At 37.3% G+C, this 13,501-nt stretch carries 9 protein-coding genes and 1 riboswitch; of the genes, 1 reads left to right on the forward strand and 8 read right to left on the reverse strand.

Features of this window, described 5'->3' with window-relative positions; genetic code table 11:
- Positions 1 to 76: 76 nt before the first annotated feature.
- From V7138_RS17540 to V7138_RS17555, 4 genes are all read right to left on the reverse strand, one after another.
- Positions 77 to 532 carry a flavodoxin domain-containing protein gene (locus tag V7138_RS17540; protein WP_335399717.1) on the reverse strand — a complete coding sequence of 152 codons (456 nt, stop codon included), beginning with the start codon at positions 530 to 532 and terminating at the stop codon, positions 77 to 79.
- 2 nt (positions 533 to 534) lie between these two features.
- Positions 535 to 1,581 carry a ribonucleotide-diphosphate reductase subunit beta gene (locus V7138_RS17545; protein WP_335399739.1) on the reverse strand — a complete coding sequence of 349 codons (1,047 nt, stop codon included), beginning with the start codon at positions 1,579 to 1,581 and terminating at the stop codon, positions 535 to 537.
- A gap of 15 nt (positions 1,582 to 1,596) precedes the next feature.
- Positions 1,597 to 3,999, reverse strand: coding sequence for a ribonucleoside-diphosphate reductase subunit alpha (locus V7138_RS17550; protein WP_438824374.1), 2,403 nt, complete (start codon positions 3,997 to 3,999; stop codon positions 1,597 to 1,599).
- Between the two features lie 32 nt (positions 4,000 to 4,031).
- Positions 4,032 to 4,227: riboswitch (cobalamin riboswitch) on the reverse strand.
- Positions 4,228 to 4,326: 99 nt separating this feature from the next.
- A complete protein-coding gene (locus tag V7138_RS17555; RefSeq protein ID WP_438824375.1) occupies positions 4,327 to 4,836 on the reverse strand; it encodes a GNAT family N-acetyltransferase in 510 nt (169 codons plus the stop codon).
- Positions 4,837 to 4,993: 157 nt separating this feature from the next.
- Between V7138_RS17555 and V7138_RS17560 the strand changes: the two genes are divergently transcribed.
- On the forward strand, positions 4,994 to 5,404 hold the full coding sequence (locus V7138_RS17560) for a VOC family protein (protein ID WP_335399725.1): 411 nt from the start codon (positions 4,994 to 4,996) through the stop codon (positions 5,402 to 5,404).
- A gap of 38 nt (positions 5,405 to 5,442) precedes the next feature.
- On the opposite strand, the gene V7138_RS17565 is transcribed toward V7138_RS17560, so the two are convergent.
- From V7138_RS17565 to V7138_RS17580, 4 genes are all read right to left on the reverse strand, one after another.
- Positions 5,443 to 5,982 (reverse strand): GNAT family N-acetyltransferase, encoded by a 540-nt coding sequence (locus V7138_RS17565; RefSeq protein WP_335399728.1) that lies wholly within the window; start codon positions 5,980 to 5,982, stop codon positions 5,443 to 5,445.
- Positions 5,983 to 6,110: 128 nt separating this feature from the next.
- Positions 6,111 to 11,057 carry a 5'-nucleotidase C-terminal domain-containing protein gene (locus tag V7138_RS17570; protein WP_335399731.1) on the reverse strand — a complete coding sequence of 1,649 codons (4,947 nt, stop codon included), beginning with the start codon at positions 11,055 to 11,057 and terminating at the stop codon, positions 6,111 to 6,113.
- Positions 11,058 to 11,346: 289 nt separating this feature from the next.
- Complete coding sequence (locus tag V7138_RS17575; protein ID WP_335399734.1) at positions 11,347 to 12,849, reverse strand: acyl-CoA synthetase; 1,503 nt, start codon at positions 12,847 to 12,849, stop codon at positions 11,347 to 11,349.
- A gap of 155 nt (positions 12,850 to 13,004) precedes the next feature.
- A partial coding sequence (locus V7138_RS17580; RefSeq protein WP_335399736.1) for an SDR family oxidoreductase occupies positions 13,005 to 13,501 on the reverse strand: 497 nt, incomplete at its 5' end.

Consider the following 13,501-nt stretch of genomic DNA (forward strand, 5'->3'; position numbering starts at 1 on the left):
CTCCATGTATTTTCTCTGTAAAAAATACCCTATAGAAAGAGCACTTTTTTTAAGTGTCTATTCTATAGGGTACATTTTAAACAGCTATACCCTTTTTACTATTTATCCGCTCCATTACAACCTCAACAAAACGCTCAAACCGATGTTCATCTATACGTTGCGGCCTTAATTCGATTTTTAACGTTGCAGCTAAGGTAGAATGAACATAAAGCATATCTCGAAAATCATCAACAGCCCCACAAAAATGAGGATAACATTGATCTCCAGTGCCAAATACGCCTGTTACAATCTCCTTTTTAGAAATATTCTCAAAGACATGATAAAACTGCATCATTTCAACAGGAATATCCCCATTTCCCCATGTATAGGTTCCAATGATTATCACATCAAATGATTCCAATTCATGAAGAGGAAAGTGTTCAACCTGAAAGATAGAGCAATTGTTTGTGTATTTACCTATATAATCGTTGACGATTTTCACAGCTTCCTCTGTATTTCCTGTAATCGATGTATACACAATTGCAACCTTCATACTTATAACTCATCAAACCCATTGGACTGGGATACTTTGGTATACGTTCGTGATTTTTGTTCGAAGAAGTCAGATTTGGTATCATTCATCATTTCATCACTAAACACCTGAATCCATGGCATTGGGTTCTCCCTTTCTTCATATAAATTTTGAAACCCAAGCTGGCGAAGTCTTTTGTTTGCAAGATATTCTACATATCCTTCAAATTCGTTTAAGTCAATTCCCTCAATATCTTTTAATATATAGTGTGCCCATTCTTTCTCTAGCTGCACTGCCTGCCCGATTGCTTTAAAGACATATTCCTTGTTTTCGTCGGTGTTTAGTTCCGGGTTCTCTGATAATAGAATTCGTACAAATTGAGCGATGAAATACGCATGCTGCATTTCATCCCTTTGAATATAGCTAATCATTGTACTCGTCTTCAGCATTTTTTGCTGTCTTGCAAGATTATAGAAAAAAGCAAAACCTGCATAAAAATAGATTCCTTCAAGGTTAATCGAGTTGATGGCGAGCTTAAACAGATTTTCTGGAGTCGGATGTTCCCTGAATCCCTCGTAAGATTCAAGAATTATCTGATTTCTTCTCCGAACAATTGGATCATCCTTTGCCTGATTAAAACGTTCCTTTTGTTCATACAAAGGTACTAGTGAACTCAATATATAGGAATAGGATTCATTATGAACAGCCTCCTGCTGTGAAATCACTGCAAAAATCGCTTTAAAACTTGAATCCGTTACATAATCCATAACCTGGTTCATTGTAGGTGTTTGCAAACTATCTAACGATGCAAGCTGAGTGTTTATTCGCAAAAATACATCCTTTTCAGTAGAAGTTAACTGATCCCACTGTTTGATATCATCTTGCATATTAATTTCTTGTGCTTTCCAAAAATTCGATAGCAAGGTTTGATACAAAGTATACATTTGTGGATATGCAATATCATTCCAATTCAATAGTCCCGAGGTTTCCCCATTAATAATGCCTGTTGATTTATTCGGAAACTCCGGATTAAATAATTTTATTTTTGTTAATGGCTGATTTTTCGTCATCAATTCTATTCCCCCTTAACTGTGGCATAGTTCACATTCTTCAATTTCTGCTTGGGATGTACTTCTGACATAATAAGTTGTTTTTAATCCCTGACTCCAAGCCTCTAGATGGAGCTGCAAGAGATCCTTTGCTTTAATATCATGTCTAACATACAGATTAAAGCTAATGCCCTGGTCGATATGACGCTGGCGTGCTGCATTTTGCCTAATACTCCACATTTGATTTACTTCATGACGTGCTTTCCTGTAAAATTCATAGGTTTTATGATTGATATCAGGTGCGGTCACTTTAAACTTAAAATTCTTTTTCTCTTCCGCATACTCAGCTGCATAAATTGGATCAATCCCATCGGTAGACCCACCAATTTTCGCTGTCGATGAATTAGGAGCAACCGCCATGAGCCAACCATTTCTTAACCCATTTTGAGAAACCTTTTCTTTAAGCTTGTTCCAACGTGCAGAAGCATATTTTCTTCTTGTAAAATAAACTCCCGTTTCCCACTCAGACCCTTTAAATTTGGAATAAGCGCCTTTTTCCTTTGCAAGCTCCATCGAGGTTTTAATCGCATAATAGGCAATATCTTCGTAGAGCTTATCCGCAAATTGAACAGCCTTTTCTGATTCCCAGTAAATCCCCTCTAGTGCCAAAAGATGATGCCAGCCAAATGTTCCTAATCCAACCGCACGAAACTTTTTATTGGTGATATCTGCTTGTTTAACCGAAATAGTATTTAAATCGACGACATTATCAAGCATTCTTACCTGGATACCAACTAAGCGTTCAAGTACATCTTCCTGAAAAGCCCTTGGCAGATTAATAGAAGAAAGGTTACAAACCACAAAATCACCTGGTTTTCGAATGATTACAATATTTCCTTCTTTATCTGCATACTCCTTCGTAATGCCTGTTGCTGACATATTTTGAGCAATTTCCGTACATAAATTACTGCAAAAAATCGCAGTTCGTCCCTTACCTAAAAGATGTTTATTCGGGTTTTGCCGGTTTACCTCATCACGGTAAAACATATACGGTGTCCCTGTTTCTAATTGCGCAACCATGATGCGTGCCATTACATCCATTGCCCGATAGGACTTACGCGGTAAAAGTGGATGATTGACAGCTTCCATATATTTTAAAGTGAAATATTTTTCATCCGTTTCATCGTAGAAATCTTCGAGCCCTAATGGATTTCCGTCTTCATCCTTCCATCCCATGATTTGCTTTACTTCATGTGGACAAAAGGTATGCCACTCTCCAATACTCCTCCCGTTTTCATCCACTTCTTGTAGCTTTCTCATAAACAAATCTGGAACGGATACCCCTGTAAAAATATCATGAGCCTTTCTTCGTTCGTCTCCGTTATTTGTCTTTAAATCAAGGAAACCATTCATGATATCTTTATGGAATAAATCAAGATAGATCGCTATTGCTCCTTGACGTTGGCCTAATTGGTCGACACTGACGGCTGTATCATTGATAAGGCGAATCCATGGAACAACACCAGAAGAGTTGCCCTTGAATTTTTTTATGTCGGAGCCGAGCGCCCGAACCTTCCCATAATAAACGCCTATTCCTCCTCCATCTTTTGATAATCTAGCAATATCCCAGTTATTTAAATAAATACCATCAAGTGAGTCTTCAACCGTATCAATAAAACAAGAGGAGAGCTGACCAAAGCTTTTACCTGCATTTGATAATGTAGGAGTGGCTACAGTCATATACAAATTACTTAATGCCCAGTATGCTTCTTTAACATATTCAAGCCGAGCTTCCCTCTTTTCATGTTGCATTAAGGTCATAGCGATTATCATGAACCGCTCTTGTGGTAGTTCATATATATTTCGTTCATAATCTCTTGCAAGATATCGGTCCGCTAGTAAAAATAAGCCGATGTATGTAAATAGAAGATCTTTAGTAGGGTCAATATGCTTGCCGAGTTCTGTAATCTCGTCCTTGGTATAAGAGTCTAGTAGATCATTAGAATAAATTCCTTTGTTCGTTAGTTCCTCGATTAACTCATGAAAACTGCCGTATTTTTGGGCACATTTATAATTGCGACTTATTCCTGCTTTCTCATAGAGCTCATTTAAATATAGTTGTGCCGCTAAATAGGTCCAGTTGGGCTGATCCATAGCAATTTTGTTTAAGGAATAAAAAAGAGCATGTTGGTTTGCTTCAAATGTTGAAAATTTCATTCCTTGCAGTTTGTTTCTTATTTCAGTTGTTTCGAGTTGATAGGTTCTTTCAGCATAATCCAGCGAGTGTATAACTGAATCCAATTCCCTTTGTATTGTGCTATTCAAAGTAATTCTCTCCCTAACTTTTTTTTGTAAAACACAAAAAATCCGCTCAATTGAATTGAGCGGATGAAACGATAACACCAAGAGAGCAAGAATAAAGAGCCCACCTGTCGCCATCGTTTCATCTTCCCAATCCCCGAAGAAGGTGAAACATCTTTAGAAAAAAGACAGGTCTCCTGACTTATGCTTCATTCTACTTTGAACCCTTCCCATATAAGTACCCACTTGGAGTTAGCTTATACAGTGGCATGTTCATTTCGTCAGCATTTACAGTTGCGGGGGCAGTTCTGGTTTTCCACCAGATTCCCTATTAAGCCTATTGGCATCTTTTTCTCAAGGCAAAACACAATATGTAGTTTTTAAAATTGAAATTCTCTCAATATATGCTATTGAATTTAATAATAAGTGACTACTCTACTTTTGGCAAGACAAATTTTGACAAAATTATTTCTCAAGAAATAATACCATATGCTCTTCATCACGATATTGGCCGTTATATTTCATTGCTTTTTTCTCGACTGCATATATTTTAAATCCTAGGTTTTTATATAATTCCTTAGCCGGTGTGTTTTCAGAATCTACCGTTAAATAAAGTTGTTCGATTTCAGGAATATTTCGGGCTATCTTAATTGCTTCTTTTAGCAATGCCTTGGCCGTACCCTTCCCTCTATTATTACCATCAACATACATTGCCACTATGTTAGCCCTATGTCTTATTTTTTGACGTGTTTCCCGAACTAAAGTGACCATACCAACTAAATGTTCTTCTTCAAATGCACCAAACGTTAAGATTTCTTCAGATTGAAAGCTTTTCTTATATTCTCCTATTGGATTTTCCTTCTTTATTGCCTCATCATACGTAACTAAAAATGCATCAGGATCCGTAGTTAATGCTTTTAATCGTAGCTTCCAATAGCACTCAGCATCCTCTGGTATAAGCTTTCTGATATTCACATTACCCCTCCTAAAGAACATTTGTTCTTGCGTTTTTTATTTGATTTAATTATAATGGGATTTAAGGAAAAAATATACAACAGAGTATGAATTCTTCTGGTAATAGAAAACATAGTGTAGGATAGTTGGCAAATCTATCAAAAGGAGTGTTTTGCAAATGAAAGGTCAAGTAACTCCGTACTTAATGTTTAACGGTAATGCAAAGGAAGCTTTGGACTATTACAAAGAAATATTTAATGGTGAAATTTTAGATGTTCAAACATATGCTAAAGCAGGTTATGAGAATCAGGATTGGGCGAACGACAGACTGATCCACGGTAAATTCAAAAAGAATGATTTCTTGTTAATGGTATCAGATGACTCTCCAGACCAAACGGTTAACGTTGGAAACAACATCTCCCTCGTAATTGAATTTGAAAGTGAAGAAGAGATTACTAAAACTTTTAATGATTTAAAAGAAAAAGGAACTGTATTCATGGAATTACAGGATACTTTCTGGGGAGCTAAATATGCAAAAGTACAGGACCAATTCGGGATTATTTGGGACCTAAACTTTGAAAAACAGTAAAATGTGAAAATCCCCCTGATTTTATGGGGGATTTGAGTTTATTTTTTCCATTCGTGCTTTAGCAGACCATAAAAATACATATCAAAACGCTTTCCATCTCGTTCTAAAAATTCCCTCGAAGTTCCTTCCCTGACAAAGCCTAGCTTTTCATATAAAGCGATTGCTCTTTCATTGTACTGAAACACGGTTAATTGGATTCTATGGAGATTTAACTCCTGAAAGGCAAAATCTAAAACAAGTACCATCGCTTCATATCCAAGTCCCCTATTTCGGTTACCATCCCCACCAATTGCAATTGCAAGCCATGCATTTCGATGTGGCCATATAATACTGTCAATGTCCACAAAGCCAACTAATTTTTCAGTGGCTAGCTCTTTAATTCCGAAAACAAATGCTTTTTCATTTTTCTGCTCAATCCACTCTTTGAAGTCTGAAGGATGTTTGGGGAAAGATGGCAACGTATCTAAATTTCTAAGAAACTCCTGATCTTCATACCAACTTACAATTGTCTGAACATCCTCAGCCTTAAATCTTACAAGTTCAACCTTTTTTCCTTTTAATAAATTATACGTAATCATTTGAATGACTCCTTAATTATCGACTAATATAATAATTCAACATTACGTATCCATTTCCTTTTTTAAGATATACACGCTGTTTTTCTCCACAATAAAGACCATAGAAACAAGTTCTATGGCCTTTTATTTTAATTGAGCTTTTGAAATCCTTTTCCTTCGGATTTGATTGTGAAATCATAAGCGCCACTGCGATTGTTTTTCTGCACTTTAATTTCAATTTCACCATCTGGCAATTTAGATGCTGAAACGTTAAATTCACTGACGCTATTTGAAACGATTAATTCAGCATTCGCTTCTTTAAGCTTCGCAATAGCCTCGGAACGTAATGACACAAAAATTGCATTTTTCTTAGCAGGAACTTCAACTCTAACAGTTGCTTCATCTGTTAAATCACTCAAATCATTGGCAGTTACCACATATTTGTTTCCTCTCTCAACTTCTGGAGAAACAACAACAAGTTGAGGTTCTTCCGGTTCTTCGCCTGGAGTTGTATAAATATCAACGATTCTGCCTTCAATTTCAGTCGGAATTCCTTCACTACCAATGAACTTTAAATGGTCACGGAAGTTTTCCCAATCGGAAAGTCCAAGATCAGTTACACGACCTTCTTCATAAGCTTTTGCAAACACATCATAGCCGTCGCCACCTTTAGCTGTGAATGCGTTCGTCGCAACGATGTACGTAGTATTATCATCAATTGCAACAAGTTTTCCATTGGAATCTTCGATGTAAACTTCAACTACACGTTCCCCTGCTGGCTTAGAAGAATCAAATTCTACCTTACCTCCCGCTACATGTAAAAAGCCACCATTTTCTCCAGGATATCTACTTACCGAAATTTCAAATGCTTCCTTAAGCTCAGCACCTGTTACTTCCATCGTAGCTAATGTGTTAGCAAATGGAAGAACGGTGATGACTTCACCAACAGTGATAGGACCTTCATTAATAGCAGCACGGATACCACCACCGTTTTGCAATGCCATTACAACATTTTCACCAGTGAATTCTTTTGCTTTTTTAAGCATACCATCTGTAATCAAGTTTCCAAGAATTGTTTCATTTTTACGTACGCTTGGTTTTGAATTATCCCCATTTGTACGAGGATTTTCTAATTCAATTGGAGTAGATACACCAATTTCTTCTTGAGCTACCTCTTCAACATGTGCTTTGAATGGTGCTAATACTTCTGCTGCTTCAGGATCAGCCACTTGACTGCCGATTGCAACTAAGCCACCATCATGTCCTATTACTACACCATTTTCATCGAATTCAACATTTAAAACACCAAGGTTACTATTGGCATTCCCTGTTTGAACGATTACTGTTGGTGTCTCGTCTTTTGCAACAACTACAGGTTCAGATAAGGTTGTATGGCTGTGGCCACCTACGATTATGTCTATGCCTTCCACTTCTTCAGCAAGAATTAAATCATTATCAATTGCTGCATTATCGTCATATCCGATGTGAGTTAATGCAATAATTTTATTAACACCTTGTGCTTCAAAGTCTTGTACTGCTTTCTCTGCTTCTGCAATGTAGTTTTCAAATACAATGGAGCCTGGGCTAGATATGTCGGCTGTTTCTTCTGTCGTTAAGCCAAAGATACCAACTTTCTCTCCATTTACTTCTTTGATAATTCCATTGTAAATTTGACCATCATTAAAGTCAGCTTCAATAGAATCATTGAATATTCCATTGAACTTATCATCTTTCGAGAAGTCCACATTGGCACTAACAAATGGGAATGTTGCACCTTGAATAAATTCGGCTAATTTTTGATGTCCTTCAGCCGATGAACCTAAATCAAATTCATGGTTACCAAAGGTCATTGCATCAAAGCCCAATAAGTTCATCATCGCTAAATCTGCTGCACCTTGAAATTCATTGAAATATAAGGTCCCTGTAAATGCATCACCTGCATGTAATAGAAGTGCTTCAGGGTTTTGTGCTCTCACTTCCTTCACTGCTGTGACAGTCTTAGGCATGTTGTCTAAGGCAGCATGCGTATCATTTGTATGCATAACAGTTAAATCAAAATTGTCTTTTAAATCTACTTGAACCATTACCGGGTCATGATCACTTGCACGTCCGGCCATATCGGTAAAATCTGCATTGATGTGTAAAATATCAATTTCAGTACTTCGTACTAAGTTGTTTGATACCACAATATGGTCTAATACTTGTGAGTTACCTTGGAACAAGTATGTGTAACGATCACTCTGTTCAACATGGTTAATCATGTTGGTCATCAATTCGCCCTCAAATATTTTCATTGCGTCAGAGAATTGATAGTCATTATAGTCACCAACAGATACGATATTCGCATCAGGGTTATCAGCTTTAATTTCTTCTATAAAGTCATAAACAATATTTGCGATTTGTTTACGTTGGACTTCACTAGCATAAACGGGTGGTTGAGTTGAACCGAATAATGGAGTGTCTCCAGATTTTGAATTCCAGTGATTTACAATAACAACAACATCTTCGCCTTGGAAGGTAAACTGTGCTGCTAAAGGTTTACGACTGTTATCAAATGCAGGGTTTGTTGGGTCAATCCGACCTGGGTTATGAGTTAATTTACCATTCTCATAACCAACTGCTGTTGTTGCATCACCAGCTGAGATGCCCTCTGGTAAGGAAACACGATCCGGATTATATAAGAATCCAACACGGATGTTTGCATTTGGTGCTCCACCATCTTCATTATTAATAGGGTCAATGTTTAAATATTCATATTCAGGACCGCCAGCAGCAACAATTGCTTGAATTAAACGTTCATAGCTTTCATTTGCAGCAGCATCTCCAGCAGATTGACCATTGTTATCTTGAACTTCAGTTACCCCGATAATATCAGGGCTCTCCATATCTTGAACAAATGCTCTAGCTAGTTTTTGAGCTTTATCATCCGTGGTTTCTTTTGTATTATTTGAGAAGTTCTCAAGATTATAAGAAGCAATCGTAAGCTTATCTTCCTCTTTAACAATTGTTGTTGTCTCAGGTTTTGCTTCACCAACAACATGTTTTGATTGCAGATCTTCTAAATCAACATAAATCTTAAAGTTTTGGAATCCATAGTTTACAACACCTGTAATTGGTCCAGTAAACTTATCTCCTGTTGCTACTTGGAAATCTCGAGCAGCACTATTATCGTACATTTTAAATTGGATACGATCCGGATTTGCATTATCTTCAGTTAATAAAACACCACCATGGATTGTATCGGTTTCTCTGTCCTCTAAAACAGTAATGAGATCCCCATGTTCTTGAGGTGCAACAGCCTTAACTGCTCCGACTTCGACAAGCATACCTTCTACGCTTTCCCAGAAATCAATTGCATCCTCTTCTGGATCAAACTCAGCAAAACTATCATTATCAATCACTTGATTTGGAAGGTTTTCACTGGTAATTTTAATTGGTTCCGGCAGTTCAACCGTTTCCTCAATTACTGTAACTATTCCACCTCGGTCATCTCTTGCATTGATTTGTGTTACTGGTAGGTCAGTATCTTGTTTCGTATTATTGTAGCCATCGATATGATACTCATCGACTGTGCCGGTCACACTTACTAGATTACCAATTTTCACATTTGCTTGGTTACCTGTATAAACGACAATACCCTCAGATGTCTTCGGATTGTTATCCTTTTGGTCATCTGGAGTTTGCATATGGAAGTAGTTTCCACTTCCGATTTTATAGGTATATGTAACAATACCTTTCACATTTTCTACTTTTACATTTTTAAGTGGAGATTCATGGGATTCTCCTTGAATATCATGGATATTAATTTCTTCAGCATCGTATACTTGATAAGTATATTCTTTAACATCACTAGCTGTTAAACCATCTTTTACAGCAATCGCTTTAATAGTTAGATTTTGGTCAACTGTAATTGGCTCATTGTATGTTTGACCATTTTCACTTGTTGGCTCTGTTCCATTAGTTGTATAGTAAATTTCTGCACCTTCAGTAGTTGTAGATAAGGTTACTTTTGTTCCAGTTGGAACTGTACCTGATGGATGGGAAGCACTAACTGGCTGAACCTTTGTTGCATCTGCAATGATATCTGCTTGTCCACGAGGTATGATTTGATAATCTTGATCAAATTGTTGGACGATACCTGTTATCGAATCATATGTAGTTCCAACAGATAACTCCAATGTACCCTTTTCATCACGAACTAAGAACTCTGTACCATCTTCGGCTTTGGCCGTATAATTTGCCCAACCATTTCCTTTATTAACATTGATTAATTCTACTTTTTTAACAAGAGCTAGTTTTGATTCATTTTCTTCTTTCACATTAGCCCCTGCTAATTCAACAGGATCTGGCACGCCTTTATCTTCTGTTTTTTCAATCAAGGTCGCGGTATCCAGTTGTAACAACCCTCTATATTCTTGTAATGAACCACTTACAGTGATTTCATCTCCAAGTTGAACATTTAATGAAGTAGGACGAACAGCAATTGCAGCTGTTTCATCTTGAATGTGAATCGTATTTTTTAATGTTGCTGTTACAATTCCCTTAACTGTTGCTGAACCTGTACCTTGAGTACGTGCTTCGGCAATGCTGATTACGGTTGGTTGTTCAGGTTCTCCAGGATTGGAGTCACCATCAAGAAATTCGTAGGAAGAGGCACTTCTTAAACCAGGAACACTAAAATATGCTGCAAGGTTCCCAGTAATTGCTACTTTTCTTTGGAAGTTTTCAGGATGGTCTGCCAAATTTAAATCTGCACGAACATTACCTGATGGTAACTGCACAGGTAATATTTTTGCTGGATCCTTTTCGTTTGGATCGTCTGCTAAACCAAGATTTGTATTAATTGTAAACGGAGCAACTTGATCATAATTTGTTCCACTAATAACTGTTCCCACAATATACCCTTGTACTGTAGCAGTACCAGAGTTATTTGCAATTGCTTCTGCTACTGAAATAAAAGATGATTGTTCTTCATTCACACTAGCAGTTGCCTGTGCCGCACTTGCGGAAGGCGCAAAGTTTAATAATGTAGTAGGCACAATTAAACTAAAAACAAAAAATACCGATAGTAATTTTCTTACTATGCTACTTTTCACACTCTTCTCCCCTTACTTCATAGTTTTTGGTAGTATCCTATACGATTTCAAGATACTTCTTTAGGGGGAATCAGTCAATATAATTTACGAAAATTAAACTAAAAATTTACGTATTTTTTGTACAAAACACGAATGATAGGTAAAAAGACTTAGTGTAATGTTAGCGTTTTATCGAAAATCTCCTACTTTTGTCACGAATAACCATTTTGGAATGTAAACGAATTCAAATCAAAGAAACATGAAATATGAAAAACGACTACTAATCAAAATAGCAGTCGTTTATCTTCTTTTAGCTAACAAAATTTTCATATGTCTTTTGCAAGTGGTTTTTATCTATCTTTCCAACATGTGTTTTTGGTATTTCTTCTACAAAGATAAACTCTTTCGGAACTTTGTATTTACCAATTTTTGCTTGACAGTACTCTTTTAACTCTTGCTTAGAAACTTGTTGATCTGGGATTAATGAGACTACTGCAATTACCATTTCACCCCATTTATGATGTGGCACACCAATTACAGCAACTTCATTAATCGCTGGATGTTGGCTAATGCATTGTTCTACCTCAAGTGGATAGACATTTTCCCCACCGGTAATGATCATTTCTTTCTTTCGACCAACAATATAGTAATAGCCTTCCTCATCACATCTTGCTAGATCTCCCGTATGGAGCCATCCATCATGGTACGCCTCGTTTGTCGCATCCTGATTATTCCAGTAATGATGGAAAACGTGCTTTCCCCGAATTAGCAGCTCACCTACTTCTCCCGCCTTTACTTCTCTCCCATCAGAAGTAATGATTTTCACATCATTAAAAAACATGGCCTTCCCAACAGAGCCTCGGCGAAATCTTGAAATCTTGGGATCGATAAAGAAATTGTTTGGCCCAGCTTCTGTTAGTCCATATCCTTCTTTAAAAGACAAACCCTTTTCTTCAAACGCTTGGTAAATTTCTAACGGACATGGTGCTCCCCCAGATAAGAATGTATGCATGGTTGGAAACTTTACATCTTTAAAAGAAGGAGTGTTAACCATCATGTGATACATCGTCGGAACAAGCAGTACGACTGTACAACCCTCTTGATTAATCATTTGGATTGCTCGATTGGGTTCGAAATTTTTAGCTATGACAACCTTGCCCCCCATCATTAAAATCGGAATAGATAAGGCATTGAGGCCACCTGTATGGAACATCGGCATATATGTTAATGTCACATCTTCCGCCGACAAATTCCAGCTCACAATGGTATTTAACCCATTCCACGTAATGGATTGATGGGAAAGGACCACTCCCTTTGGTTTTCCAGTCGTTCCACCTGTATAAATAATAGCTAATGGGTCATCGTCTTTGATAAGCTGCTCGTGATTTGTGAAGTTACTTGCTTCATTCGCAAATCGATAATACTCCTCCGTATCAATTTTTACGATTTTCCTAGATATTTTGTCCTGTAATAGCCCCTCCAAATCACTTGATATTGCAATTAGACTTGGTGATGAATGTGTCAGGATATAATCTATTTCTTCACTTGATAAACGCCAATTTAACGGTACAAAGATTGCCCCGATTTTTCCACAAGCAAAAAGCAAATCGAAATAACTGATATCATTTGGAGATAGCAGCGCAATCCGATCTCCCTTTTTGATTCCGATTGATTGGAAATAGGAAGCGATGTTTTCCGCACGTTTATTTAGTTCATGAAAGGTAAAGCGGCTGCCCGTTTCCCCGTCTACAACAGCAATCGAATCAGGTGATAGTCGAGCCCGATTTGCGATCCAATCCAGTTCCCACCTCACAACTATCTCTCCTTACGTCTACTAAATTCTATTCTTACTATAGAAGATAGAAGTTACATGGAAGTTACACTTGAAAGGATTTGTATTTAGGTCTACGTTTTGGATTTTGGGCAAAAAAATAAGGAGCGAAAAAAATCAGCTCCTCCTCGTTCAAATCACATCATAATCCCACCATCAACATGCAACGATGTTCCATTGACGTAATCAGATTCATCTGATGATAAAAATAAATACGCGTTTGCAATATCTGATGGTTTTCCTAGTCTTTGAACTGGAATCATTTGTTTCATTTGATTGATTACTTTTTCTGGAACAGTTGCAACCATCCCTGTTTCAATAAATCCTGGCACAACTGCATTAACATTGATACCTTTTCTTCCAAGTTCTTTTGCCCATGTTTTCGTCATCCCAACTACAGCAGCCTTTGATGCGGCATAATTGGTTTGGCCTACATTCCCGTATACGCCCGTTACAGATGAGGTACTGACGATTTTCCCTTTGCCATTTGATATCATATGGGGCACTACGGCCTGGGTGCAATTAAAAACACCTGTTAAATTGACGTCAATCACCTTTTGAAAATCCTCTTGGGAGAGCTTTGTTAGCATCCCATCACGTGTAATCCCAGCATTATTTATTAAAATATCAATTT

It is taken from the genome of Bacillus sp. JJ1533 (genome assembly GCF_036965045.1).
Classification (GTDB): domain Bacteria; phylum Bacillota; class Bacilli; order Bacillales; family Bacillaceae_L; genus Ferdinandcohnia.